This window comes from Micromonospora sp. RTP1Z1 (genome assembly GCF_033804685.1).
Taxonomy (GTDB): domain Bacteria; phylum Actinomycetota; class Actinomycetes; order Mycobacteriales; family Micromonosporaceae; genus Micromonospora.
Genome location: NZ_JAPFQV010000060.1, coordinates 1 through 25,961 on the forward strand (window position 1 = coordinate 1; position 25,961 = coordinate 25,961).

The 25,961-nt window shown below is 71.9% G+C and carries 25 protein-coding genes; 8 read left to right on the plus strand and 17 right to left on the minus strand.

Features of this window, described 5'->3' with window-relative positions; genetic code table 11:
- The 7 genes from speB to SLP03_RS24865 all read right to left on the minus strand — a co-directional run.
- On the minus strand, window positions 1–1,000 hold a 1,000-nt coding region (speB, locus tag SLP03_RS24835; RefSeq protein WP_319463043.1), incomplete at its 3' end, for an agmatinase.
- Window positions 997–2,199, minus strand: coding sequence for a saccharopine dehydrogenase family protein (locus SLP03_RS24840; protein WP_319463044.1), 1,203 nt, complete (start codon window positions 2,197–2,199; stop codon window positions 997–999). The genes speB and SLP03_RS24840, both read right to left, overlap by 4 nt.
- Window positions 2,199–3,620, minus strand: a complete 1,422-nt coding sequence (locus SLP03_RS24845; RefSeq protein ID WP_319463045.1) for an FAD-dependent oxidoreductase — start codon at window positions 3,618–3,620, stop codon at window positions 2,199–2,201. Before SLP03_RS24845 ends, SLP03_RS24840 begins: the two co-directional genes overlap by 1 nt.
- On the minus strand, window positions 3,617–4,414 hold the full coding sequence (locus tag SLP03_RS24850) for an ABC transporter permease (RefSeq protein ID WP_319463046.1): 798 nt from the start codon (window positions 4,412–4,414) through the stop codon (window positions 3,617–3,619). The genes SLP03_RS24845 and SLP03_RS24850 overlap by 4 nt, the downstream gene beginning before the upstream one ends.
- A complete protein-coding gene (locus SLP03_RS24855; protein ID WP_319463047.1) occupies window positions 4,411–5,322 on the minus strand; it encodes an ABC transporter permease in 912 nt (303 codons plus the stop codon). The genes SLP03_RS24850 and SLP03_RS24855 overlap by 4 nt, the downstream gene beginning before the upstream one ends.
- A complete protein-coding gene (locus tag SLP03_RS24860; RefSeq protein ID WP_319463048.1) occupies window positions 5,319–6,473 on the minus strand; it encodes an ABC transporter ATP-binding protein in 1,155 nt (384 codons plus the stop codon). Before SLP03_RS24860 ends, SLP03_RS24855 begins: the two co-directional genes overlap by 4 nt.
- Before the next feature lie 5 nt (window positions 6,474–6,478).
- Complete coding sequence (locus SLP03_RS24865) at window positions 6,479–7,663, minus strand: spermidine/putrescine ABC transporter substrate-binding protein (RefSeq protein ID WP_319463049.1); 1,185 nt, start codon at window positions 7,661–7,663, stop codon at window positions 6,479–6,481.
- A gap of 206 nt (window positions 7,664–7,869) precedes the next feature.
- On the opposite strand from SLP03_RS24865, the gene SLP03_RS24870 reads away from it, so the two are divergent.
- The 4 genes from SLP03_RS24870 (at window position 7,870) to SLP03_RS24885 (ending at window position 11,933) form a co-directional block, all read left to right on the plus strand.
- A complete protein-coding gene (locus SLP03_RS24870; RefSeq protein WP_319463050.1) occupies window positions 7,870–8,382 on the plus strand; it encodes an Lrp/AsnC family transcriptional regulator in 513 nt (170 codons plus the stop codon).
- A gap of 148 nt (window positions 8,383–8,530) precedes the next feature.
- The gene (locus tag SLP03_RS24875; RefSeq protein ID WP_319463051.1) at window positions 8,531–9,877 is read left to right on the plus strand and encodes an aspartate aminotransferase family protein; all 1,347 of its coding nucleotides are present in this window, start codon (window positions 8,531–8,533) and stop codon (window positions 9,875–9,877) included.
- Window positions 9,862–10,557: a pyridoxamine 5'-phosphate oxidase family protein gene (locus tag SLP03_RS24880; protein WP_319463052.1), complete on the plus strand. Its 696-nt coding sequence runs from the start codon at window positions 9,862–9,864 to the stop codon at window positions 10,555–10,557. The genes SLP03_RS24875 and SLP03_RS24880 overlap by 16 nt, the downstream gene beginning before the upstream one ends.
- Window positions 10,557–11,933: an FAD-dependent oxidoreductase gene (locus SLP03_RS24885; RefSeq protein ID WP_319463053.1), complete on the plus strand. Its 1,377-nt coding sequence runs from the start codon at window positions 10,557–10,559 to the stop codon at window positions 11,931–11,933. The genes SLP03_RS24880 and SLP03_RS24885 overlap by 1 nt, the downstream gene beginning before the upstream one ends.
- 51 nt (window positions 11,934–11,984) lie before the next feature.
- On the opposite strand, the gene SLP03_RS24890 is transcribed toward SLP03_RS24885, so the two are convergent.
- Entirely contained in the window at window positions 11,985–12,353 is a 369-nt protein-coding gene (locus SLP03_RS24890; protein WP_319463054.1) for a DUF3499 domain-containing protein, read from the minus strand.
- A gap of 154 nt (window positions 12,354–12,507) precedes the next feature.
- Here SLP03_RS24890 and SLP03_RS24895 point away from each other — a divergent pair, with 154 nt between their 5' ends.
- On the plus strand, window positions 12,508–12,957 hold the full coding sequence (locus tag SLP03_RS24895) for a metallopeptidase family protein (protein ID WP_088963879.1): 450 nt from the start codon (window positions 12,508–12,510) through the stop codon (window positions 12,955–12,957).
- Window positions 12,958–13,097: 140 nt separating this feature from the next.
- Here the strand turns inward: SLP03_RS24895 and SLP03_RS24900 are convergent, their stop codons facing one another.
- From SLP03_RS24900 to SLP03_RS24935, 8 genes are all read right to left on the minus strand, one after another.
- Window positions 13,098–13,358 (minus strand): WhiB family transcriptional regulator, encoded by a 261-nt coding sequence (locus SLP03_RS24900; protein ID WP_013284161.1) that lies wholly within the window; start codon window positions 13,356–13,358, stop codon window positions 13,098–13,100.
- 495 nt (window positions 13,359–13,853) lie between these two features.
- Complete coding sequence (locus SLP03_RS24905; protein WP_319463055.1) at window positions 13,854–14,195, minus strand: phospholipase; 342 nt, start codon at window positions 14,193–14,195, stop codon at window positions 13,854–13,856.
- A gap of 10 nt (window positions 14,196–14,205) precedes the next feature.
- On the minus strand, window positions 14,206–15,603 hold the full coding sequence (locus SLP03_RS24910; RefSeq protein WP_319463056.1) for a DUF4331 domain-containing protein: 1,398 nt from the start codon (window positions 15,601–15,603) through the stop codon (window positions 14,206–14,208).
- Window positions 15,604–15,707: 104 nt separating this feature from the next.
- Window positions 15,708–15,983: a hypothetical protein gene (locus tag SLP03_RS24915; protein WP_089011090.1), complete on the minus strand. Its 276-nt coding sequence runs from the start codon at window positions 15,981–15,983 to the stop codon at window positions 15,708–15,710.
- Window positions 15,984–16,152: 169 nt separating this feature from the next.
- The gene (locus SLP03_RS24920; protein ID WP_319463057.1) at window positions 16,153–18,702 is read right to left on the minus strand and encodes a bifunctional FO biosynthesis protein CofGH; all 2,550 of its coding nucleotides are present in this window, start codon (window positions 18,700–18,702) and stop codon (window positions 16,153–16,155) included.
- Between the two features lie 194 nt (window positions 18,703–18,896).
- Window positions 18,897–19,820: a hypothetical protein gene (locus SLP03_RS24925; RefSeq protein ID WP_319463058.1), complete on the minus strand. Its 924-nt coding sequence runs from the start codon at window positions 19,818–19,820 to the stop codon at window positions 18,897–18,899.
- Window positions 19,821–19,875: 55 nt separating this feature from the next.
- A complete protein-coding gene (locus SLP03_RS24930; protein WP_319463059.1) occupies window positions 19,876–21,105 on the minus strand; it encodes a transposase in 1,230 nt (409 codons plus the stop codon).
- Between the two features lie 185 nt (window positions 21,106–21,290).
- Entirely contained in the window at window positions 21,291–21,467 is a 177-nt protein-coding gene (locus SLP03_RS24935) for a hypothetical protein (RefSeq protein ID WP_319463060.1), read from the minus strand.
- A gap of 218 nt (window positions 21,468–21,685) precedes the next feature.
- Between SLP03_RS24935 and SLP03_RS24940 the strand changes: the two genes are divergently transcribed.
- From SLP03_RS24940 to SLP03_RS24950, 3 genes are all read left to right on the plus strand, one after another.
- Window positions 21,686–22,306, plus strand: coding sequence for a hypothetical protein (locus tag SLP03_RS24940; RefSeq protein ID WP_319463061.1), 621 nt, complete (start codon window positions 21,686–21,688; stop codon window positions 22,304–22,306).
- A gap of 299 nt (window positions 22,307–22,605) precedes the next feature.
- Window positions 22,606–23,607 carry a 2-phospho-L-lactate transferase gene (gene cofD, locus SLP03_RS24945; RefSeq protein ID WP_319463062.1) on the plus strand — a complete coding sequence of 334 codons (1,002 nt, stop codon included), beginning with the start codon at window positions 22,606–22,608 and terminating at the stop codon, window positions 23,605–23,607.
- Window positions 23,604–24,692, plus strand: coding sequence for a coenzyme F420-0:L-glutamate ligase (locus SLP03_RS24950; RefSeq protein ID WP_319463063.1), 1,089 nt, complete (start codon window positions 23,604–23,606; stop codon window positions 24,690–24,692). The genes cofD and SLP03_RS24950 overlap by 4 nt, the downstream gene beginning before the upstream one ends.
- A 40-nt stretch (window positions 24,693–24,732) precedes the next feature.
- Here the strand turns inward: SLP03_RS24950 and SLP03_RS24955 are convergent, their stop codons facing one another.
- Entirely contained in the window at window positions 24,733–25,737 is a 1,005-nt protein-coding gene (locus SLP03_RS24955; RefSeq protein ID WP_319463064.1) for a winged helix-turn-helix domain-containing protein, read from the minus strand.
- Window positions 25,738–25,961 lie beyond the last annotated feature (224 nt).

Here is a 25,961-nt window from a genome sequence, read left to right on the forward strand (position 1 = left end):
GGGGTTGGGTGGGGTTCCAGGGGGTGCCGGTGGTGGTGGCGTCGCGGCGGCGGCGGGCGATCGCCGAGAGGGCCTCCAGGACCACTCGGTTGCCGAGGAAGGCGGTGATGTCGGCGTGGTCGTACGGCGGGGCCACCTCGACCACGTCGACGCCCACCACCGGCAGCTCGTAGCAGACCCGGCGGACCGCGTCGAGGAGCTGGCGGGAGGTGAGGCCGCCGGGTTCGGGGGTGCCGGTGCCGGGGGCCATGCCGGGGTCGACCACGTCCACGTCGACGGAGAGGAACACGCCCTCACACTCCTCCGTGGCGATCTCGAAGGCCTCGGAGAGACAGGTGTCCAGCCCGCGGGCGACCACCTCGGTCATCTCGTACGACCGCATCCGCTGCTCCGCCATCCACGACAGCGTCTCCGGGCCCGGCCAGTAGCCGCGGAGGCCGATCTGGAGGAACCGGTCGCCGCGTACGGCGCCGGATTCGATGAGCCGGCGCATCGGCTGGCCGTGCCCGTGCAGGGAGCCGAACTCGATGTCCCCGGTGTCGGCGTGCGCGTCAAAGTGCACCAGCGACACCCGGCCGAGCCCGTGCTGCCGGGCCACCCCGGTGGCGTCGGGCAGGGCGATGGAATGGTCGCCGCCGAGCACGACCGGGATGGCACCGGCCCGGGCCACCGCAAAGACCGCCTCTTCCAGGGACGCCAGCGACCGCTCGATGTCGCCGGAGAACATCTCGACGTCACCGGCGTCGTACACCCGCAGGTCCCGCAGGGCGTCGACGCGGAGCGCGAGGGACGGACGAGAGCCGTCGTGCGGCAGGTAGCAGGCCTGGCGGATGGCCGACGGGCCGAACCGGGTGCCCGGCCGGTGCGAGGTGCCGCCGTCGAAGGGCGCGCCGACGATGACGACGTCAGCGTCCACATAGGTGACGGGCTCGGAAAGAGTGCACGGCGGCACGCCGAGGAAGGTGATGTCGGGGCCGAACATGGGGCCGTAGCGGGTCACCGCTCCTCCATCCCCCACGGTGAGCCGTAGCCGGTCAGCAGCTCCAGGAACGGCACCGGCGGCAGCGCCTCCGGGCCGAGCACCCCGGCGCCGGACCAGGCGCCGGTGGCGAGCAGCTCCAGGGCGACGACCGGGTTGACGGCGGTCTGCCAGACCACCGCCTGGTGGCCGTACTCCTTCATCGACCACTCGTTGTCGACGACGTGGTAGAGGTAGACCTTCCGGGGCTGGCCGTCGACCCCGGTGCCGGTGACGTACGTCCCGGCGCAGGTCTTGCCGCGCATCCGGTCGCCGAGGGTGGCGGGGTCGGGCAGGCAGGCGGCCACCACGTCGCGCGGCGACACCGAAGCGCCGCGCACGCTGACCGGAGCGGTCGAGTCGAGGCCCAGCTTGTGCAGGGTCTTCAGCACCTCGATGAACTCGTCGCCGAGGCCGTACTTGAAGGTGACCCGCTTCGCCTTCACCCAGCGCGGGATCAGCAGCACCTCCTCGTGCTCCACGTTGACGCACTCGACGGGGCCGATCCCCTCGGGGAAGTCGAAGACCTCCGGCTCGCTGAACGGTGGGGTGGTGTACCAGCCCCGGTCGGCCTCCCAGATCACCGGCGGGTTGAGGCATTCCTCGATGGTGGTCCAGATGGAGAACGACGGCGCGAAGTCGTACCCGTCGACGGTGAGGTTGGCGCCGTCGCGGACCCCGATCTCGTCGATCTCGCTGAACAGCTCGTTGGCGGCGTAGCGGGCGAAGATGTCGGACAGGCCGGGCTCGATGCCGATGCCGCAGAGCGCCAGCCGTCCCGCCGCCGACCACTCGTCGGATTGCGCGAACTGCTCGTCGCCGAGCTTCACGCCGGTCTCCGCGTGGGGCCGGGACGGGTGCGGGTGGGACAGGGACATCGCCATGTCCAGGTAGTCGGCCCCGGCGGCGAACGCGCCGTCGAAGATCGGCATGACGAAGCGCGGGTCGACCGCGTTGAACACGTGGGTGATCCGGTGCTCCCGGCAGAGCGCCGCGACCGCCTCCGCCGACGACGCGTCGACCTGGGCGGCGACGAAACGGCCGTCGTGGTCGGCGATCGCCCGGGAGGCGCGGCCGAGGTCGTAGTCGGCGACCACCATGGCCTCGAAGAAGGAGCGGCGGGCGGCGATGGCGACGGCGGCGGAGCCGACACCGCCGGCGCCGACGAGCAGGATGCGCATCAGGAATCAAACCCCAAACCAAGATGATCGAGCGTACGGAGCCAGAGATTGCGCCGGCCCTCGCGTGCGTCCGCGCGGGCGAGGGACCAGCGGGTGAGATTGATGCCGGTGGCGCGGAACGGTTCCGGCGGGAACGGCAGTGGTTTGCTGCGCACCAGCTCGAGCCGGGTCAGCGGGGTCTCCTCCCCGCCGAGCAGGTCGAGCATCACCCGGGCGCCGAACCGGGTCGCCCCGACGCCGAGCCCGGTGAACCCGGCGGTGTACGCCAACCGCCCGTCGTAGGCGGTGCCGAAGAAGGGGCAGAACCGGGTGCAGGTGTCGATGACCCCGCCCCAGCGGTGGCTGAAGCGGAGGTCCGCCAGCTGCGGGAACGTGGTGCGGAAATGCTCGGCGAGGGCGGTGAAGGTGGCCATTCGTTGTTCCAGCTCGGGCGCGATCCGGTTGCCGTAGTGGTAGACCGCGTCGTACCCGCCGAAGAGGATCCGGCCGTCGGCGGTGATCCGGTAGTAGTGGAACTGGTTGCCGGTGTCGGCTAGCCCCTGCCGGTTGCGCCAGCCGATGGCGTCCCGTTGCCCGGACGTCAGCGGCTCGGTCATCAGCGCGTAGTCGTACACCGGGACCAGCCGGGCCCGCAGCCGGCGCAGCAGCGGCGGGAAGGCGTTGGTGGCGAGCGCGACCTGCCGGGCGCGGACGCTGCCGGGGGCGGCGTCCGCGCCGCCGGCCGTGGCGAGCCGCAGCGCCGCGCCGTCGCGGCGCAGGCCGGTGACCCGGGTGTGCTCGTGGATCCGCACGCCGAGGTCCAGACAGGCCCGGCGCAGCCCCCAGGCCAGCTTCGCCGGGTCGAGCATGGCCACCCGGTTCCGGTCCCACATCCCACCGAGGTACGTCGGCGAGTCCACCTCGGCGCGGACCTCGTCGCGGTCGAGCAGGCGGACGTCGTGGCCGTACCGGCGGGCCAGCTCGGCATCCTCGGTGAGCCCGGCGAGCTGGTACGGCTCGACGGCCACCGCCAGTTCCCCGGTGCGTTCGAAGTCGCAGTCGATCCGGTGTTCGTCGACGGTGGCGGCGATGGCGTCCAGGTTCTCCCGGCCGAGCCGTTCCAGCTCGTCGATCTCGCCGGGGAAGCGGTCGACGCCGTTGGCCAGCCCGTGGGTGAGCGAGGCCGCGCAGAACCCACCGTTGCGTCCGGACGCCGCCCAGCCGCAGGTCCCCGCGTCGACCAGGAGCACGTCCCGGTCGGGGTCGGCCTGCTTGGCGAGCAGGGCGGTCCAGAGCCCGGCGTACCCGCCGCCGACCACCAGCAGGTCGGCGCTGGCCGTACCGGTCAGCGGCGGCAGCGGGTCGGGACGTTCCGGGCGGTCGAGCCAGTACGGCACGGGCGCCGCGTCGGCGAGCGCCCGGCCGGTATGCGGGAGTTTCATGACAGGCGCTTCGCCCGCCGGCCGCGCAGCGAGCCGAGCCCGACCAGCAGCAGCGCGATCACGAACATCGCCGTGCCGATGACGTTCACCTGCGGCGGGATGCCGCGCTGCGCGGCCCCCCAGACGTACATCGGGAAGGTGACGGTGGTGCCGGCGTTGAAGTTCGTGATGATGAAGTCGTCGAAGCTGAGCGAGAAGGCGAGCAGCGCGGCCGCCACGATGCCGGGGAGCACCAGCGGCAGGGTGATCCGCCGGAAGGTCTGCCACTCGCTGGCGTAGAGGTCCATGGCGGCCTCCTCCAGCCGGCTGTCCATGCCGGCCAGCCGCGCCTTCACGGTCACCACCACGAACGACACGCAGAACATCACGTGCGCGATGACGATGGTCCAGAAGCCCTGCGGGACTCCGGCGGAGACGAAGAGGGCGAGCAGCGAGGTGCCCATCACCAGTTCGGGGGTGGCCATCGGCAGGAAGATCAGCACGTTGATCCCGGAGCGTCCCTTGAACCGGTGCCGGACCAGCGCGAACGCCATCAGCGTGCCGAGCACCGTGGAGACCACGGTGGCGATGAACCCGATCTGCACGCTGCGCAGCACCGAGTCGCACATGTCGGAGGTGGCGCAGGGGTGCGTCCAGTTGTCCAGGGTGAACTCGTTGAAGTCGTACGACAGCCGGCTGGACGGGCGGTTGAACGACAGGCCGGCCACCACGGCGATGGGCAGCGACAGGTAGCCGAGGACCAGCAGGGCCACGCCCATCACCCAGCGGTCAGCCAACCAACGGGACAGTCTCACAGCACCTCCTCCGTGCCGGCCCTGCGCAGGTAGACGAAGACCACCGCGAGGATCGCCGCCATCAGCAGGAACGACAGCGCCGCGCCCTGCGGGTAGTCCAGCCGGACCAGGAACGCCGAGTCGATGACGTTGCCGATCATGTACTCGTTCGGGGTGCCGAGCAGCTCGGCGTTGATGTAGTCACCGGTCGCCGGGATGAAGAAGAGCAGCGTGCCGGCGATCAGTCCGGGCATCGACAGCGGCAGGGTGACCTTCTGGAACGCCCGCAGCGGGCTGGCGTACAGGTCGCTCGCCGCCTCCAGCAGCCGGTAGTCCAGCCGCTCGAGGCTCGCGTACAGCGGCAGCACCAGGAAGGGCAGGAAGTTGTACGTCAGGCCGAGCACCACCGCGACCGGGGTGGCCAGCAGCCGCCCGTCCGGCGCGAGCAGGTGCACGTCCCGGAGCAGGCCGACCAGCGCTCCGTTGTCCGACAGGATGGTCTTCCAGGCCAGGGTGCGGACCAGGAAGCTGGTGAACATCGGCGCGACCACGCACACCAGCAGCAGGTTCTTCCAGCGGCCGGCCTTCTGCGCGATCCCGTACGCCAGCGGGTAGCCCATCAGCAGGGCCAGCGCCAGCGCGATCGCCGAGTAGGCGAACGACCGGACGAAATGCGGCCAGTACGCCTGCAACGCCTCGGGGTAGTTGCCGAACGCCCAGGTCAGCGCATACCCGGTGGAGAGCGAGCCGCTGGGGTCGTAGAGGCTGGCCGCGGCGAGCTGGAGCAGCGGCAGGGCGAAGAAGATCAACAGCCAGGCCGCGCCCGGCAGCAGCAGCAGGTACGGCAGCAGCCGGTACCGCCCGCGCCGGGGCGTCGGCGGTGGCGCCGCCTGCCCCGACGGGGTGGGTACGTGTGCGAGGGCGGTCATGACAGCACACCCACCGGCGGCTCGTCGAGGAGCGGGGTGGTGCGGTCGTCCTCGCCCGGCTCGCGGGGGAGCAGGAAGGCGTGCCGCGGGTCCCAGTGCGCCACCACCGGGGCGCCGACCGGGAGCTGGCCGCCGAGGCCGCTGTTCGCGGAGAACGCGGACAGCTCGCTGCCCCAGGCGGTCCGGACCAGGTACTGGGTGCTCACCCCGACGTAGGAGGCGTCCGTGACCACGCCGCCGACGTGCTGGTGGCCGACCGGCACCTCGGTGGCGTTCCCGACCAGGTGCAGCTTCTCGGGGCGTACCCCGAGGAAGACCGGTCCCCGGTCGAGGCGGGCCCGGGCGGCGGGCACCGCGTAGCGCCCGCCGTGCGCCGAGACCAGCACGTCGTCCCCGCCGGTGCCGCCGGCCTCGCCGGCGAGCAGGTTGGACTGGCCGAGGAAGTTCGCCACGAAGGCGGTGGCCGGGAACTCGTAGAGGTCGGCGGGGGCGCCGAGCTGCTCGATCTTCCCGGCGTTCATCACCGCGACGGTGTCGGCCATGGTCATGGCCTCCTCCTGGTCGTGGGTGACGTGCACGAAGGTGATGCCGACCTCGGTCTGGATCCGCTTCAGCTCGATCTGCATCTGCCGGCGCAGCTTGAGGTCGAGCGCGCCGAGGGGCTCGTCCAGCAGCAGCACCTGCGGGTGGTTGATCAGGGCGCGGGCCAGCGCGACCCGCTGCTGCTGCCCGCCGGAGAGCTGGGCGGGCCGGCGGCGGCCGTACCCTTCGAGCTGCACCAGCGCGAGCATCCGGTCGACCTGGTCGGCGACCTTGCGGATGCCCCGCCGGCGCAGCCCGAAGGCCACGTTCTCGTTGATGTCCAGGTGCGGGAAGAGGGCGTAGCTCTGGAACACGGTGTTCACCGGTCGCTTGTACGGCCGCAGCCGGGCGATGTCCCGGTCCCCGAGCAGCACCTGCCCGCTGGTCGGCTCCTCCAGCCCGGCGATCATTCGCAGGGTGGTGGTCTTGCCGCAGCCGGACGCGCCGAGCAGGGCGAAGAACGAGCCCTGCGGGATGGTCAGGCTGAGGTCGTCGACCGCGGTGAAGATGCCGAACCGCTTGGTCAGGTTGGCCAGCCGAACGTCGCCGGCCGGTGTCTCGTGTCCCATCGTCCTCACGCCCCGATTACCTGCTGGAACTTGGCCTCGTACTCCTTCTCCTGCTTCTCGTCCAGGGCCATGAAGACCTTGGACTTCGACAGCATCGCCTCGTCCGGGAAGATCAGCGGGTTGGCGGCCAGGTCCGGGTCGATCTTCTCCATCTCGGCCTGCGCACCCTTGACCGGGCAGATGTAGTTGACGTACGCGGCCAGCTTCGCGGCCACCGCCGGGTCGTAGTAGTAGTTCATCAGCTCTTCGGCGTTGGCCTTGTGGGTGGCCTTGTTCGGCACGAGCATGTTGTCCGACCAGAGCATCACGCCGGAGTCGGGCACCACAAACTTGATCTTCTCGTCCTCGAAGCCGAGCTGGACCACGTCGCCGGACCAGCCGATGCAGGCGGCGATGTCGCCCTTGGCCAGGTCCGGGGCGTAGTCGTTGCCGGTGAACTTCCGGATCTGCTTGGAGTCCACGGCCTTCTTGAGCTTGTTCAGCGCGTCGTCGAACTGCGCGGCGGTGAACTTCGCCGGGTCGTGACCGTTGGACTGCAGAAGCAGGCCCATCGTGTCCCGCATCTCGGACAGCGCGGTCACCTTGCCCTTGAGGTCGGGGCGGGTGAGCAGCTCGTCGACGGTGCGGATCTCCTTGGCCACCTTGGCGTTGTAGGCGAGACCGGCGAGGCCGGACTGCCACGGGACGGCGAGCTGGCCGTCGGGGTCGAAGGACCGGCTGCGCAGCGACGGCAGCAGGTTGGCCTCGACGTTCGGGATCTTCGCCTTGTCCAGCTTCTGGATCCAGCCGAGCCGGATCATCCGGGCCGCCATCCAGTCGGTGAGGACCATGATGTCCCGCCCGGTGGTCTGACAGCCGGCGAGCTGGTTCTGCACCTTGCCGAAGAACTCGTTGTTGTCGTTGACGTCCTCGGTGTAGGTCACCTGGATGCCGGACTTGGCGATGAAGGCGTCGAGCGTGGGGCGCTTCGACGCTTCCTTCTCGTCGACGTCCATGTACTGCGGCCAGTTCGCGAAGGCCAGCTTCTTCTCCGTGGCGGAGAGGTCATCGCTCTTGCAGCCGGCCTCGGTCTGCTGGGCGCCCTTGGTGCCGCAACCGGTCAGCGCGCCGGCGGTGGCCAGCAGCGCTGCCGAGCCGAGGGTGCCGGTGAGCAGACCACGCCGGGTGAGGGGCCGGAGGGGACTACGCATGTGACGACTCCTAGGGGGTCATCGTCGGCGGCGGGACGGGGGTGGCACGCCGGCGGGAGGTCAGTGGCGATGGACGACTGATCCTGACATGGAGTGACCTGCCTTACAAGGGATTCCGTTGCGGGAATAGCGATGCGCGACGAAATACGCCAGACTGCGGCGGGGCACTACTCTCAGCCCCAATGAAACGGACATGGGGAGCGGCGATGAACAACCGGCACCTGGAGACTGGAAACGGCGCACGTCGTGTCACCGTGCGTGAGGGCGCCAGCCACACTCTGCTGGACGATGTGGCCAAACAGATCATCGAGCAGCTCCAGGAGGACGGTCGCAGGCCGTACGCGACCATCGGCAAGGCGGTCGGCCTCTCCGAGGCGGCGGTCCGCCAGCGGGTGCAGCGACTGCTCGACGCCGGAGTCATGCAGATCGTCGCGGTGACCGATCCGCTCCAGCTCGGCTTCCCCCGGCAGGCGATGATCGGGCTGCGCACCGACGGCGACCTGGAGGCCGTGGCCGACCGGCTCGCCGCGTTCGAGGAGCTCGACTACGTGGTGATCACGGCCGGCTCGTTCGACCTGCTGGCCGAGGTGGTCTGCCGCAACGACGCCCACCTGCTGGAGATCCTGCAGAAGCTGCGCGCCGTCGAGGGTGTGCTGGCGACCGAGGCGTTCGTCTACCTCAAGCTCCGCAAGCAGACCTACACCTGGGGTACGGCCTGATACGAAATCCGTTGCACTGGATAACAGCGCTCGCTGAATCCGTTGCGTGGAGCCCTTAGGACTTGCGTTATCAGCATCGACTGTGCGATAACCGTGGGCAGAGCGGCCGGTGTCACCCCTGACCGGCCCGAGACCCGATGGGGCTGACATGGCCAACGCCACCGACCACCTCTGGATGCACTTCACCCGGATGGCCAGCTACGCCGACGGAGAGGTGCCGACCATCGTGCGCGGCGAGGGCACGTACGTCTGGGACTCGCGGGGCCGCCGCTACCTGGACGGACTCGCCGGGCTCTTCGTCGTCAACGCCGGCCACGGCCGTACCGAGCTGGCCGAGGCGGCCGCCAAGCAGGCCGGCGAGCTGGCCTACTTCCCGCTCTGGTCGTACGCCCACCCGAAGGCCATCGAGCTGGCCGAGAAGGTCGCCTCGCTCGCCCCCGGCGACCTGAACCGGGTCTTCTTCACCACCGGCGGCTCGGAGGCCGTCGAGGCAGCGTGGAAGCTGGCCCGGGCCTACTTCAAGCGCACCGGCCAGCCGAACAAGTACAAGGTGGTCAGCCGCTACATCGCGTACCACGGCACCTCGATGGGCGCGCTGTCGATCACCGGCCTGCCCGGCATCAAGAGCGACTTCGAGCCACTGGTGCCCGGCGCCATCAAGGTGCCGAACACCAACTTCTACCGCGCCCCCGAGCACGGCGACTCGCCCGAGGCGTTCGGCCGCTGGGCCGCCGAGGAGATCGGCCGCGCCATCGAGCGGGAGGGGCCGGACACCGTCGCGGCGGTCTTCCTGGAGCCGGTGCAGAACTCCGGCGGCTGCTTCCCGCCGCCGCCGGGCTACTTCGAGCGGGTCCGCGAGATCTGCGACGCGTACGACGTGCTGCTCGTCTCCGACGAGGTCATCTGCTCCTGGGGCCGGCTCGGCGAGTACTTCGGCTGCGTCCGGTACGGCTACCAGCCGGACATCATCACCACCGCCAAGGGCATCACCTCCGGCTATGCCCCGCTCGGCGCGATGATCGCCAGCGAGCGGCTGATGGAGCCGTTCCTCACCGAGACCGGCATGTTCGCCCACGGGGTGACCTTCGGCGGCCACCCGGTCTCCTGCGCGGTGGCCCTGGCCAACCTGGAAGTCTTCGCCCGCGAGGACCTGGTCGGGCACGTCCGGGCCAACGAGGGCGCCTTCCGGTCCACCCTGGAGAAGCTGAACGACCTGCCGATCGTCGGCGACGTCCGGGGCGACGGCTTCTTCTACGGCATCGAACTGGTCAAGGACAAGGCGACCAAGGAGACCTTCGACGACGCGGAGTCCGAGCGGCTGCTGCGCGGCTACCTCTCCAGCGCGCTGTTCGAGGCCGGCCTCTACTGCCGGGCCGACGACCGGGGCGACCCGGTGGTGCAGCTCGCCCCGCCACTGATCGCCGAGCAGCAGCAGTTCGACGAGATCGAGCAGATCCTGCGCGCCGTGCTGACCGAGGCATGGGCCCGGCTCTGAGCGGCGGACCAGGCTCGGGCGGGGCCGGCTCCCGGGACACCGGGGACCGGCCCCGCGCCGTCGGCGGGACCGATCGGACCCGGGTACGCCGGCTGCCCGACCTGGCCGTGCCCGATCGGGCGACGTTGTACGCCGTCCTCGACGCCGGCCGGGTCGGGCACCTGGCCATCGCCCACGGCGGCCAGCCGTACGCGCTGCCGGTGGCGTACGCCCGCGACGGCGACCGGGTGCTGGTGCACGGCTCCACCGGCAGCCGCCTCTTCCGGCACCTCGCCGCCGGCGCCCCGGCCTGCCTGACCGTCACCCTGCTCGACGGCCTGGTGCTGGCCCGCAGCGCCTTCGAGTCCTCGATGAACTACCGCTGCGCGATGGTGCTCGGCGAGCTGACCGCGCTGGACGGGGACGCGAAGCTGGCCGCCCTGGAACGCCTCTCCGAGCACCTGCTGCCCGGCCGCTGGGCGGTGATCCGGCCGCCGTCGGCGAAGGAGCTGGCCGCCACGCTGGTGCTCGCGCTGCCGTTGGACGAGTGCTCGGTGAAGGTCAGCGCCGGCCCGCCCGACGACCCCGAGGACGACCTCGACCAGCCGGTCTGGGCCGGCGTGGTGCCGGTCGTCGAGGCGTACGGCATTCCGCAGCCCGATCCGCGGCTGCGCGTCGACCAGCCCCCACCGGAGTGGTGATGCGTTACCAGGAACTGTCGTACTGGCTGTCCAACGTGGACGAGCCACTGAGCCCGCGCCCCGCGCTGCCCGGCGACGCCGACGCGGACGTGGTGATCGTCGGGGCCGGCTACACCGGGCTGTGGACGGCGTACTACCTGGCGGAGGCCGACCCGACGCTGCGGATCACCGTGCTGGAGAAGGAGATCGCCGGGTACGGCGCCTCCGGACGCAACGGCGGCTGGTGCTCCGCGCTCTTCCCGACCTCACTGCCCGCGCTGGCCCGCCGGCACGGCCGGGACCGGGCGCTCGCCATGCAGCGGGCCATGCAGGAGACCGTCCGCGAGGTCGGCCGGGTGGTCGCCGCCGAGGGCATCGACTGCGACTGGCAGCCCGGCGGGACGGTGGTGCTGGCCCGCACCGAGGCCCAGCTCGGCCGGGCCCGGGCCGCCGTCGAGGAGGCTCGGGAGTACGGCCTGTCCGACGAGGACCTGGTGCTCCTCGACGCCGCCGAGGCCACCGCCCGCTGCGCCGCCGACGGGGTACGCGGGGGGACGTACACCCCGCACTGCGCCGCGGTGCATCCCGCCCGGCTGGTCCGCGGGCTGGCCCGGGCGGTCGAACGCCGCGGCGTGACCATCTTCGAACGGACGCCGGTGACGGCCGTGCGGTCCGGCGCCGCCGTGACCCCGGCCGGGGTGGTACGGGCGCCGGTGGTGGTCCGGGCCACCGAGGGGTTCACCTCCACCCTGCCGGGGCAGCGACGCGCGGTCGCCCCGGTCTACTCGCTGATGGTGGCGACCGAGCCGCTGCCCGAGGAGACCTGGGCCCGGATCGGGCTCGCGGAGCGGGAGACGTTCTCCGACTACCGGCACGTCATCATCTACGGCCAGCGCACCGCCGATGGCCGGCTCGCGTTCGGCGGGCGGGGCGCCCCGTACCACTTCGGTTCCCGGACCGCCCCCGGTTACGACCGCGAGCCGCGGGTCTTCGCCGCGCTGCGCCGGGTGCTCGGCGAGCTCTTCCCGGTGCTCGGGCCGGACGTGCCGGTGACGCACAGCTGGGGCGGGCCGCTCGGCGTGGCCCGGGACTGGGCCGCCTCCGTCGGCCTGGACCGCGCGTCCGGGCTGGGCTGGGCCGGCGGGTACGTCGGCGACGGCGTCGGCACCAGCAACCTCGCCGGGCGTACTCTCGCCGACCTGATCCGGGGCGCGGAGAGCGAGCTGACCGCGCTGCCCTGGGTCAACCACCGCTCCCCCCGGTGGGAGCCGGAGCCCCTGCGCTGGCTGGCGGTCAACGCCGGCCTCAGGTTGATGTTCTCCGCCGACGAGGCCGAACTCCGCAGCAATCGCCCGTCCCGCCGCGCCGCCGCGTTCTCCCGCCTCCTCGGCCACTGACCCACCCCGCCCGGCCCCCTGATCAACCCCGAACGGGGCGAGGGGCGGGGGTCAGTGGGTCGGGGGGATGACGCGGAGGTGGCCGCGGCGGCCGGTCGGCGGGTTCTGGCGCAGGTCGTGGTCGCCCTCGGGAGGACGGGGAGGCGCCGGGCGGGCGGCCTCGCGGACGGCCTCGGCCAACGCGACCAGGTCGTCGGTGGTGGGCGGCGGCGGCTCGAACTCGCCCTCGTGCCGGACCACGTCCCAGCCACGCGGGGCGGTCAGGTTACGCGCATGCGGCTCACAGAGGTCGTACGTGTGCGGCTCGGCGAAGGCCGCCAGCGGACCCACCACGGCTGTCGACTCGTTGTAGACATAGGTCAATGTGGCGACCGCTTGCCGGGGGCAGCCGTTACGGGAGCAGCGCCGTGGTGACCTCACGGCGGCAGGGTATCTCCATTACCGGGTCCGGCGCACCGCTTCGCGCTGCGACACGCCCGTCACGGTGATCACAATTCGTCCGATCGGATCACCGGCACGCCGCGCCAGCAACGCACCGGTGGGCGGGCCGGCGGTGGGGGCTACCCTCATTCTCATGACGAGCCCGGAACACCGCCGCCCCGGCTCCGGCCGGCGCACCCACCGCGACCGCCATGGTCGTGGGCTGCGCGGGCGGCTGGTCCCGGCCACCGTGCCGCTGGCGCGGACCAAGGCGGAGGTCTTCGACGACCTGGTGCTGGACACGGTGGAAACGCTGGAACGCCGCTTCGCCAAGGAGCTGGCCGGCGTCGAGTTCGCGGTCGAGGACGTCCCGCCGGATCTGAACGTCTACGACTCCGACGTGCTGGAGGACGGCGAGGTGCCGCTCGCCCGACTCCTGCCGGGCCGCCCCGGCCGGCAGGAGGTGCCGCCGCGGATCGTGCTGTACCGGCGGCCGCTGGAGTTCCGCGCGATGGACCGCGAGGACCTCGCCGACCTCGTGCACGACGTGATCATCGAGCAGGTGGCGAACCTGCTCGGGGTCGACCCCGACGAGCTGGCCTGAGACGCCACCCCGCCGGGGCAGCCGGCTGACGCGACCCCGTCGCGTCACCGACGGCCCGCCGTCGACACCCGGCCGGCCCCCGCCGGTCGAGTCGTCGTCCCGAGCCCGGGCGGCCCCCACCGCCCCGACCCGGCACCGTCTCAGGCGGCGACCCGCCGCTTGAGCTTGCGCCGCTCCCGCTCGGAGAGCCCACCCCAGATCCCGAACCGCTCGTCGTGGCCGAGAGCGTATTCGAGGCACTCCGTCTTGACTTCACACCGCGAGCAGATGCGCTTCGCCTCGCGGGTCGAGCCGCCCTTCTCGGGAAAGAACGCCTCCGGGTCGGTCTGCGAGCAGAGCGCCCGCTCCTGCCACTCCGGCGCGTTTCCGAGCAGGTCGGCCACCTCGAGCTGGCCGTCCATCAGATGCCTCCTTGTCGCGCACCGGCGTCATCGCCGCTGCAACCCCCCACGCGAAAGGCGTGCTTGTCCGTCCGGTCACATTTTGATGCGTTCCGCGCGAACAACCCCATTCAAATTACACGCGTGTAATGCGTGCGCCGTCAAGCCGAACTTGATAATGGAGTCGTTCTCCCGACACGTTCCGGACGACCGACCGAGCCGCCCGAGCCTCGCAACCTGCCCTATCGATTCAGACCCCGGACGGGTAACGCCCTCTCCGGCGAGTTGCCCGGCTTTTCTGCCGTGGCGCGCCCGGAGACGACACCGCCGGAGACCCTCGGTGGAGGCTCCGGCGGGCCGTACCCGGAAGGCGATCGCGGCAGCGTCCAAGATCAGCATCGTGGTGGGGCACAGGTTAACCCGAGTCCGCCCCGACCGCCCGTCGAGCCGGAGTACGCCGACAGCGCCCCGTCAACATGACGGGACGGGGCGCGGCGGCCGGACCGGGTCGAGGGGTCAGCCTGCCCCCGGCGGCAGGTGGCTGCTGGGCCAGACGAATTCGGCGATCGCCCCGCCGGTGACGGAGATCGCGCCGGCCGGCGTCCGATCGTCCCACCAGACGGTATAGAGGCCCGCCTCCAGATCGGGGTAGACGGCAGTGTGGAACGGCCCGTCGCGGACCTGGCGCTCCCGCACCGCCGAATGCGTACGCCGCTCCTCGTCGTCCCGGCTGATCTCGATCTCCCGGCCGTGCAGCTCGCGTCCGGCGTAGATGATCAGCGCGCCGGAGTTGCCGCCGAGGTTCAGCACGACGCTGCCGCTGCCCGTCGGACCGTAGGTGTGGTGGTGCTCGTGCACGGCCCGCTCCTCAGGCCTTGGCCGCGGGCGGGTTGTTGAACCCGTCGTACGGGGTGCCGAGGAACGGGAAGTCGCCCAGGAACGGCGCCGTCACGTCGGCGGCACTCAACCCGGGGGTGACCGCCGCCGCCGCGGCGTCCGGCTTGAACGCCTTGTCCACCAGCGGCACGGTGAGCCCGGCGATCGCCCGCAGCGCGATGCTCACCACGTCGTCGCCGACCCGGCGACCGTTCGGGAACCCGGCCAGGTCGCCGCCGAGCACGCCGAACCGGTCCGGCTTGCGGTTCGGCTTGATCGCTGTGTTCAGCCGCAGCATGTCAGCCTGGACGTCACCGGTCGCGTTGGTGAAGCCGTCGATCAGGCCGGGCGGGACGCCGGTCAGCAGGATCGCCACCAGGTCCGCCCGCGGCTTCTTCGACTTGTTCAGCGCGTCCAGGTTGGGGAAGAGTCCCGGATAGAGCACGGGCAGCAGGGCAGCCAGCTCCGGCTGCTCGACGAACCGGGCGAACCGCTTGTCCTCCGCGGGCGGCAGCGTATTCCACAGGTCCTTCTTGGACATCGGCACGATGACCTCGTTGAACAGTGGATTGCCGAGCCGGGAGACCTGGGTGAAGGGACCGGCGGCGGTGTCCGCGGCGGCCCGGTCGCCGAGCACCCGCACCTGCTGACGCGAGGCCGACGTCCACACCCCGATCGTCGAGGCCCGGTCGGCGGAGCCGTACCGGGCGGCCTTGCGGCGGACCCGGCTCAGCGGCACCTGCACGGCGATGCTGTGCACGTTCAGCCGGTCCAGCGCGTTGACCGGCTCCCCCTCGGCCTTGAAGATCTTCTTGCCGGCCACGTGCAGTTGCTGGAACGGCCGCAGCGTACCGAGGTCGAAGATCGCGCCCAGGTCGACGAAGAAGCCGTCCGCCCGCTGCCCGGCGAAGACCTTCTCCCCGGTCGAGAGGCGGTACGTGGCCTGTCGGACCAGGTCGTGGTACTTCGGCGTGGAGAGCGGGCCGACGTTGCACGGCGGGCAGGGCAGCTTGTGCGCGAGCACGTGCTCCTTGCCGTCGGCCACCCGGGTCAGCCGGTAGAACTGCCGCCGGTTCCAGTTCTTGCTGTCCAACGACTCGATCGGCCCGGTGTTGTAGAGAAAACTGTTCGGATTCGTGATCTCGGTGGTGAATTCGAACCGGTAGGTCACGTCGGGATAGCCGTCGCCATCGTTGTCGATATGAATCTCGTACCGCACGTCGTCACCGAACTCGAAGAAGTTCGGACCGCCGGAGGGGAGCTGCAGCGGCACGTAGTTGGCGATCAACGTGACCGCGTCCGGGTGATCGGGACTGACGAACGCGTACAGGTCGGAGCTGTCGGCGACCGGATCCTTGGCTATCTCCGGCGCTTCGCGGTGGGAGGACATGGCGGACCACACCTTTACGTCTGGGAGCGGAAGTCGAGCGGGATCACCGGCGCCGAGAGCCTGCGCCGGGAAGGTCGCGCCGACCGGCGGCGCGGGCGGGCGGGTCAGCGTCGGGCAGCGCGCCGCAACCGGTCCGCCAGGGCGCGGTCGCGTACCTCGATCCGGGTCGTACCGACGAAGACGTCCATGGTCCCGGAGGCCGCGTCGCGGAGGTGGACCACGATCGGGTCGTCCCGGCGGCCCGCCGACGGGGTGTTCTGTGCGGCCGACAGGCCCGGCACGGTGAGAGCGGCGGCGCCGAGGGTGGCGCTCGCCGCGGCGGTCAACGTCTGCCGGCGGGTCAGTCGCGGCCAGGGCCGCTTCCGCTGATCACTGGTCATGAGCAACCTTTCCGGGCCGGCGCGTCAGCGCCCGCGGTGGTCGGGAGCCCCGGGCGCTCCGCCGAGGAGGACGCCGCCGGGCACCCCGGTGGGGGCTGCCGGCGGCGGTGCTCGCCGCGACCGCCGCCGGCATCCACTGGTACGGCCGACGGCGGGGAAAGGTTCGACGCTACGCGCGGGCGTGACCGTACGCGGTCGTCCGCTTGCGGGCCGGTCTCCCCGCCGCCGCCGCGATCCCCCGCAGCTGCTCCTCGGTACGCGCCGAGCCGTTGGCCGAGCCGGCCATCCGGGAGATGGTCTCCTCCATCAGCGTGCCGCCCAGGTCGTTGCAGCCACCCCGGAGCATCGCCACGGTGCCCTCGTCGCCCAGCTTCACCCAGGAGCACTGGATGTTGTCGATCCGGCCGTGCAGCAGCAGCCGGGCCATCGCGTGCACCGCCCGGTTCTCCCGCCAGGTCGGGCCGGGCCGGGCGATCCCGGCCAGGTAGATCGGGGCGTTGGTGTGCACGAACGGCAGCGCCACGAACTCGGTGAAGCCGCCGGTGCGGTCCTGCACCCCGGCCAGCACCCGGAAGTGGGCGAGCCACTGGCCCGGGTGGTCGACGTGGCCGTACATCATCGTGGAGCTGGACCGGATGCCCAGCTCGTGGGCCGTGCTCACCACCTCGACCCAGGCGGCGGCCGGCAGCTTGCCCTTGGTGAGCACCCAGCGCACCTCGTCGTCGAGGATCTCCGCGGCGGTGCCCGGGATGGTGTCCAGGCCGGCGTCGCGGAGGTGGATCAGCCACTCCTTCACCGGTACGCCGGCCTTCGCCGCGGCGGTGACGATCTCCATCGGGGAGAAGGCGTGCACGTGCATCCCCGGGACCCGGGTCTTGATCGCCCGGACCAGATCGGCGTAGCCGGTGACCGGCAGCTTCGGGTCGATCCCGCCCTGGAGGCAGATCTCGCTGGCGCCGGCGGCCCACGCCTCCTCGGCCCGGTCGGCGACCTGCTCCAGCGACAGCCGGAACGCGTCCGCGTCGCTCTCCCGCTGGGCGAAGGCGCAGAACCGGCAGCCGACGTAGCAGACGTTGCTGAAGTTGATGTTGCGGTTGACCACGTAGGTGACGTCGTCGCCGACCACGTCCCGCCGCACGTCGTCGGCGCGCCGGCAGAGCTCCTCCAGCGCCGGGCCGTCGGCGGCGAAGAGCGCCAGCGCCGCGTCCGCGTGCCGCGGCTCCAGCAGCGCCGCCGGGTCGTCGGCGGCCAACCGGAGTCCGGTACGCAGGTCGTGGTCGCCGGTGGTCGTACCGGTCCGGCCGGCGGCACCCGCGACCCGGACGGCCTCGGCCAGGCTCGCGTCGGCCTTGCCGGCCACCTCCGACCAGTCGCCGTAGACGCTGTCGAAGTCGCCACGCCGGTCGTCGGTACGCCCGGCGGTGTCGATGGTCACGTGCAGGTCGGTGCGGCCGCCGAACACCTCCTCGGGCTCCTGCCACGGCCGGCCCTCGGGGCGGGCCGACTCGACCGCGAGGCCGGTCGCCGGATCCGCCAGCGCGGTCACGTGCGGGAGGAGGCGCGGGTCCAGCCAGGGGTCGCCGGCCCGGACGTACTCGGGGTAGATGGTGAGTCGTTCCCGCAGGGTGAAGCCCGCCGCGGCGGTGTGCCGGGCCAGCTCGTCGAGCTGCGGCCAGGGCCGCTCCGGGTTGACGTGGTCCGGGGTCACCGGGGAGACCCCGCCCCAGTCGTCGATGCCGGCGCGCAGGAGCAGGGCGTACTCGCCCTCGATCAGGTTCGGCGGGGCCTGGATCCGGGCCCTCGGCCCGAGCAGCACCCGGGCCACCGCCACCGTGACGGCCAGGTCGTGCAGCTCGGCGTCGGGCATGCCGCGCATCGCGGTGTCCGGCTTGGCGCGGAAATTCTGCACGATCACCTCCTGGAGGTGGCCGTACTCCCGCTGAGCGCGGCGGATCGCGAAGAGCGCGTCGACCCGCTCGGCGAGGGTCTCCCCGATGCCGATGAGGATGCCGGTGGTGAACGGCACGCCGACCCGGCCGGCGTCGTCGAGCACCCGGAGCCGGACCGCCGGCTCCTTGTCCGGCGAGCCGAAGTGCGGGCCGCCCGGCTCCGACCAGAGCCGGGTCGCCGTGGTCTCCAGCATCATCCCCATGCTCGGCGCGACCGGCTTGAGCCGTTGCAGCTCCGACCAGGACAGGACGCCCGGGTTCAGGTGGGGCAGCAGCCCGGTCTCCTCCAGTACCGCCACCGCACAGGCGCGCAGGTAGTCCAGGGTGGAGTCGTAGCCGCGCTCGTCCAGCCACTGCCGCGCCGCCGGCCAGCGCTCCTCCGGGCGGTCGCCGAGGGTGAAGAGCGCCTCCTTGCAGCCCTGCGCGGCGCCCTCGCGGGCGATCGCCAGCACCTCGTCCTTCTCCAGGTACGCGGCCGGCAGCCGGTGCGGCACGGTGGCGAAGGTGCAGTAGTGGCAGCGGTCCCGGCAGAGCCGGGTCAGCGGGATGAAGACCTTCTTGGAGAAGGTGACCACACCGGGACGGCCGGTCTCGCGCAGACCGGCGTCACGGATGTCGCCGGCGACCCGGAGCAGCTCGTCCAGCGCGGCGCCCCGGGCGGTCAGCAGCGCGGTCGCCTCGTCGAGGTCCAGCGCCCGCCCGGTCGCGGCCCGGCGCAGCGCCCGCTGCACGCTCGCCGCGGTCGGGGCGGAGTCGGTGCGATCAACCATCCGCCCAGCCTATGCGCTGACCCCGACGGCACCGGCCGCACGCCTGACGAGGCGGCATCCGTGCGCGCGGCGGGCCCGCACTTTCCGCGAAGGAGTGGCCTCCCGACGCGCGGAGGCCACTCCTTCGCGGCAGGTGTGCGTGCGGTCCGCGCCGTGGTGCGCGGGGCCGCCCCCGAGGCGCCGGCGGGGGTGGGTCAGCGCGGCTGGTTGGGGTCGTCCCGGTGGAAGTGCTGGGTGTGGTCGCCGTCCTGTGGGGTCGGCTGGCCGAACTCCGCGGACTGCCGCGGGATGGCCTGGGTGGGGTCGGCCGACGGCGGCTGGCCGAACGGCGGCGCCGAGTGCGGGGCGGTGCCGTACGGCGGGGCGGTGTTGAACGGCGGCGCCGACGGGTTCGGCTGGCCGTACTGGCCGGACGGAGGGTACCCGCCCGGCTGGTTCGGCGCGGGGTGGCCGCCGGGCTGGTTCGGGGCCGGGTAGCCGCCGGCCGAGGGGTATCCGCCCTGGCCGGGCGGCGGGTAGCCGCCGGGCTGGCCGGCGGGCGGGTAGCCGCCGGGCTGGCCGGGGTAGCCGGCCTGCTGCTGCGGCCAACCGGGCTGGGGCTGGCCGTAGACGCCGGGCTGCGGCTTGGGCCTGGGCGTGTAGTACAGGGTGCGCCAGACCTTGAAGACGACGTACCCGGCGACGGCGAAGATCGCCAGCCAGGCGGCCCGGGTCAGCAGCCCGAACAGGGCGTCGAGCACCTCCGCCTCGGCGAGTCGGCCGACGAGCCAGATCAGGAAGGTCAGCGCGCCGAAGAACGCGCCGACCGCGTACTCGCCGAGGGCGACCTGGGTGATCAGCTTCGCCTTGGCCAGCACCGGCCGCACGTGGGTGGCGAGCAGCACGGCCAGCACCGGCAGCACGGTCGACTCGACGCCGACGAAGGTGAAGAAGGTGTTTCCCGCCCGGAGGCTGAAGGTGCTGTAGCCGTCCGTCGGCAGCAGCAGCCGGAAGAGGCCGACGAAGAGGAGCACGGCGTTCGCGCCGAGCAGGACGAGCGCGGCCAGTTCGCGCAGTGGCTTGGTCAGCTGGCTGGCCTGCGCCGGGTCGGTGGACGCGGGCTCGGCGGGGCTGGTCACGAACTCCCCCTGGGGACGAAAACGGACAGTTGCCGACGTGAGCCTAGTCTGCTTCCTACTGGTTGCTCATTGGTGAGCGGTTCGGATTATTCGCTCTCCGCTCGGTGCTGGCCGGGCTGGAGTCCTGGACCGGCAGTCTGGTCCGGTGGCGATCGGTCCTGTCCTGCAGGATCTGCCTCACCTTGTGGTGTGGGGTGTGCAGGGCGATGTCGGGGTCGCCTGCTCGTTGCAGGATGTTGATCGCGGCGTTCACGTCGGCCTGCCACACCACCCCGCACGGGGTGCAGTGAAGCCGGTCCCCGTTGCGTCGGCCGAGCCGGCCGCAACGGTGACAAGCTTGTGAGGTGTAGGCGGCGTTGACGTGCACGAGCGCAGAACCTCTGCGCTCCGACACGTTCGTCAGCGCCTCGGCGGTGACCCCTCTGGTCCACGCGGCCAGACGCCGATTCACGTTCTTGCCGAGCATTTTGCGCCCGGCGAAGCGTTTGGTGAGGTCTTCGGCGACCACGCTGGCCGCCTTGTCGACGACCCGGTGCACGGCGGTGAAGATCTCCGTGCGCACCTGTGCGCGGTGGCGGGCGGCCTGTCGGTCCCGCTTGACGGTGCCGAGGTTGTTGGCCTTGATCCGGCGCGCCTTCGCGTGGTCACCACGACCAGCGGCGCTGTTCGCTATCGAGCGCAGCTTCGCCCGGCGCCGGTTGCGTTCCTTCAACCGGTCCGACTCGCTGTTCAGCAGCCCGCCGAGCCGAACGCCGTGGCGCTCGCTGTCGGAGTCGGTCAGGGCCTCGGTGTAGCCCTTGTCGACGCCGATCGTCCGGTCGCCGCACGGCCGCAGCGACGACCGCATCTGCGATGCGTCGATCTGGTAGTGCACCTCGACCCGGCCACCGCGCAGGATCAGCCGCAGCGTGCCAGTCGGGGCGACGGTCGTGGACAGCGGGATCCTGACCATCCTGCGCCGTTCCAGACCAGGAACCGCCAGCCACAACCGGCCGCGCCCGTCAGTGACGGTGTTGTGCTTGTCGGCGCGCACCACGATCTGATCATGCGTGCGATTGCGGCCACGCTTCCAATGCTTACGCATCTGCCGAGCCAGGAACGGGTCGCCAGCCCACCTGTCCGCCTTCAACGCGTTCAGCATCCGCTTGCGCTCCACGGGATCGTTGGTACGCCGGGTGATCGCCCGCCGGACCTCGACCTTGGCCGCCGCCAGGTTCGCTGCGATGTCGGCCATGGCGTCGCGGACGGTCTCCTTCCACGCATTCGCCAGCACACCGAACCGCATGTGTATGCCGTCGGCCAACCAGCGGTCCCGCACCTGCCGGTCTGTCAGCCCGGACCCGACCCCCCTGACCGAGCCGGAACGCTGCCACACCTCACTGCGCACCAGACCCAACCGGCGAGCCTGCTCCCGCAACGCTGCGTACTTACCCGCATTCAGGCCCGTCGAGTAAGCGATGCGCGTGACCTTCACCGCTGACCAGCCCCGGTCAGGTTCGCCCTATCGAGTTCCTCCTCGAAGGGGCGGAGCCCGTCCAGCCGCCACGAGAAGGCATACACGACCGCCAGCAGATCCGCCACCAGTTCCAGCCGCGGGGACAACGCCACCTGCTCGGCAAGCTCACCGATCCGGTAGACGCCACGCACAGCAAGCAAGCATAGATAGATATGCTGCGAAAATCGACAACTACTCACGTCTCCCCGGTGTCGTGTCCCCGGAGGTGCTTGACAGCGTCCCACCTGATGCCTTGCATGGTTCTCAAGACGTGCCGCGGAGGCCCTCACGGTCCGCGACATATGGCACGTCGGCCGCAGGCCAAGACGCCTCGACTCTCGGCGGGAAGGGGCCACTGTCATCTCGGCCAATGCTGGATCATCCTCAGGCTGAGGACTATCTGCGACGTTACGAAGATGTCTCGCCGGACATCTTGGCCGACGGCACCTGGCTGCTGCAGCGACGGACGTTCTGGCTGAGCCTGATGGCCGGCTACGCCGATCCCGAGCTGGTCGGCGCCCTGTTCGACGGCGATGACGACGACGCAGATGAATTGGATGAGCTGATCAGGCAGTCGGGCCGGTGGCCTGTACTGCGCTTGGGTGCCGGCCAAGCAGATTTCGCGGTCGTGTGCTGGCATGGCTACGACTACGAGGGCGGTTACGACTTCCTGGTCCTTCCCGACGGCAGCGGGCGACGCATCAGCGTGGCTGCTCGCGAGGGGCACGGCTATGGACCAGGACTGTCCTGGCCGGAAGCAGAGCGATTGGTCTCGCGAGGCCGGCTGGGCACTCGGGCGCAGCGTCTGCTCCTCTTGCTGCCGGCCTTAGGTGACGCGAACACACCTAAGGAGGCGGTGGGACTGGCCGCCGCAGCGCTACTGACCGTCGGCAGCCAGGCATGCGACCCTGCGGTCGCTGACGAACCGGCCCCGGCAGCTGCTCGAACACCCTGCCCACTGGACATGGCAAGACGAGGTCCTGGTGTGTGACTACGACCATGCCGTTCGTACGCGAGGCGGGATGCCGCCCGAGGATCTGCTGCAGGTAACCAAGGCATTAGCGGCATAGCGCTGTCTCGGCGAGTCACACACGGCGGCCGGACTCTCATCGGCACGTGAGTGCGCCGCCACGACGGCTCAGCTGTCACCGACTGTACCCAGCATGACCGAGCATCCAAGGCCGGCTGTCAGCATGTGCTGGGACGGATTCAAGCATGTGGTGGGACTAGAAGTCACGTCTCCCCGGCCACCGGCCGATCGACGGCGGCGCGTGCGGAAGGATGGACGCCATGCGCATCGTGGTTCTGACCGGCGGGATCGGCGGCGCCCGGTTCCTGCTCGGCGTCCGGGCGTACGCCCGGGAGGTGGGTGCCGAGGTGACCGCCGTGGTCAACGTCGGCGACGACCTGCTGCTGCACGGGCTGAAGGTCTGCCCCGACCTGGACAGCGTGATGTACACGCTGGGCGGCGGCGCCGACCCGGAGCGGGGCTGGGGTCGGGTGGGCGAGACCTGGACGGTCAAGTCGGAGCTGGCCGCGTACGGCGCCGAGCCGAGCTGGTTCGGCCTCGGCGACAAGGACATCGCGACGCACCTGGTGCGGACGACGACGCTCAACGCCGGGTACCCGCTCTCCGCGGTGACCCAGGCGCTGGCCACCCGGTGGGAACCGGGCCTGACCATGCTGCCGGCCACCGACGACCGCCTGGAGACCCACGTCGTGGTGAGCGGGAGGAGTGAGCTTGCGAGCCCCGCAGTCGCGAACAGCGCCAGCGCTGTGGACGGGGACCAGGGGCAGCGGGCGATCCACTTCCAGGAGTGGTGGGTGCGGTACCGGGCGGACATCCCGACGCACCGGTTCGTCTTCGTCGGCGCGGAGACCGCGAAGCCGGCGCCGGGGGTGCTGGAGGCGATCGGGTCCGCCGACGTGGTGCTGATCGCGCCGAGCAACCCGGTGGTGAGCATCGCCCCGATCCTGGCCGTGCCGGGGCTGCGCGAGGCGGTCACTGACGGGCCGGCGCCGGTGGTGGGCGTGTCGCCGGTCATCGGCGGAGCGCCCGTGCGCGGCATGGCCGACCGCTGCCTGGCCGTGCTCGGTGTGGAGTGCAGCGCGGCCGGGGTGGGCGGGCTCTACGGCGGACGGCCGGCGGGCGGGCTGCTCGACGGCTGGCTGGTCGCGCCGGAGGACGAGGGCGCGCTGGTGCCGGAGGTGACCGTCCGGACGGCGCCGCTGCGGATGACCGACGAGGCGGCGACGGTGGCGATGGTCCGCGCCGCATTGGAGCTGGTGTGAGGCTGGAGATCCTGCCGGTGCCGGGCATCGGCGACGTGACCGAGGGCGACGACCTGGCGGCGCTGATCGCCGCCGCGGCGCCGTGGCTGCGCGACGGCGACGTGCTGGTGGTGACCAGCAAGATCGTGTCGAAGGCGGAGGGCCGGCTGGTCGACGTGCCGGCGGACGGCCCGGAGCGGCTCGCCGCCCGGGACGAGGTGCTCGCCGCGGAGACCGCCCGGGTGGTGGCGACCCGGGGGGCGACCCGGATCGTGCAGACCCATCACGGCTTCGTGATGGCCTCCGCCGGGATCGACGCCTCGAACGTCGACAAGACCCGACTGGTGCTGCTTCCGGAGGACCCGGACGCCTCGGCCCGGGCGCTGCGCGCCGGGCTGCGGGACCGCTACGACCTCGACGTCGCGGTGATCATCAGCGACACGATGGGCCGACCGTGGCGCAACGGGCTCACCGACGTGGCGCTCGGGGTGGCCGGGATGCCGGCCATCCGCGACCACCGGGGCGAGATCGACCCGTACGGCAACGAGCTGCAGCTGACCGAGATGGCCGTGGTGGACGAGTTGGCCGGCGCCGGCGAGCTGATCAAGGGCAAGTGCGACCAGGTGCCGGTCGCGGTGGTCCGGGGCTACCTCGGCGTGGCCCGGGCCGGCGACGGCGAGGGCGCCCGCGCGCTGGTCCGGAACGCCGAGCTCGACCTCTTCTCGCTGGGCACCGCCGAGGCGAAGGCCGCCGGGCTCCGCGCGGCCGCCACCCTGGCCGACGGGCCGGGGCCGACGCGGGCCGACCCGGCCGCGGTCGACCGGGCCGTCGCCGCGGTCGCCGACGTGGTCGCGCCCGGCACGGTCTTCACCCACGTCACCGACGAGGAGGTACGCGCCGGCCTGGTGGCCACCGTGCCGGGCTGGCCGGCGCAGGCCACCGGGCTGCTCCTCGGGGCCCCGCCGGCGCCGGTCGACCAGCCGGACCTGGTGCGCTTCGGCGCCGACGTGCAACGGCTGCGGACCGCCCTGGCCGCGGAGGGTGTCTCCTCCGCGCTCCTGCCGCCGCCCGACGGGACCACCGCCCGCGCCGCCCTGGCCGTCTGACCCCACCCGTCCGCCGCGCGGGCCGCAGCGCCGGCGCGGGTCAGGTGTCGAGCATGGCCCGGCCGAGCGGGGTCAGGGTGTGCAGCACGGTGTTGCGGTCCCGGTGGCTGACCAGCAGCCCGGCGTTGCGCAGCACGGCGGTGTGCTGGCTGGCCGCGGCCGGCGAGATGTGCAGCCGGCGGGCCACCTCGCCGGTGGTGCAGCCGTCGTCGGTCGCCTCCAGCACGGCGGCGCGGGTCCGCCCGAGCAGGGCCGCCAGGGCTAGGCGGTTTCCGTCGGTCGACGCCGGGCCGGCGCCCCGGCCGGCCACCGGGGCGAGCCCGCCGAGCCGGTCCACCGGGTAGACCAGCACCGGCGGCAGGGTCGGGTCGAGCAGCGCGACCGGGGTCCGCGCGCAGAAGAAGGACGGGACCAGCAGCAGCCCGCGACCGTCCAGGTGCAGCTCCCGGCTGTCCGGGTAGTCGAGCACCTCGAGCACCCCCGCCTCCCAGCGCATGCTCGGGCGCAGGCTGGCGAGCAGCCCCTCCACGCCGCCGTCGAGCAGGGCCCGGGCCCGCCGCGCCCGGTCCGCCTCCACGGTTGCCCGGATCCGGGACCAGTACGGCGCGATGGCCAACTCCTGGTACCGCGCCATCGAATCGGTGAGCTGGCGCAGCACCTCGGGCTCACCCCGGGCCAGCGCGGACGCCGAGGAGGGCAGCGTGGTCTCCGCGGCCAGCAGGGTCAGGTCCCGCCGCAGCAGGTCGGCCGGCGTACCCCGGACCGCCTCCAGCCCGGCCTCCAAGCCCGCCAGGCTCTCGTACGGGGTGAGGAAGTCGGGGAAGTAGCCGCGCGGCGGGTTCAGCGCGAAGAGCAGGCGGAGCCGGTCGGCGGCGCTGTCGGTCCGCAGGGTCCGGGCCACGCTGCGCCGCCAGTTCGCCATCAGCGGGTCCCGGCTGCGGCCCTGCAACAGGTGCAGGCTGAGGACGAGTTCCCAGACCGGGTCTGCGGCAGGGGCCACCCTGGTCCGCAGAATGTCCTCGCTCGTGAAAAGGATCTTCAGCATGGAGCGCTCCCGGGGGCGGGCAGAGGGAGTGCGCCGCCGACCACCTGCACTGTACCCGCCGGCACTAATCTCCATCTTTAAGCGTGAGCTGAAAAACCTCGACGTGGCCAGGCCGGGTTGGGCATGCTTCCCCTTGCCCGTCGGGGCCGGGACGTCACCGGCGCCGGGGGGTGACCGGGGGCAGGGGGAAGCGGCGACCGGGCGACACCACGAGGGTCTGCGGC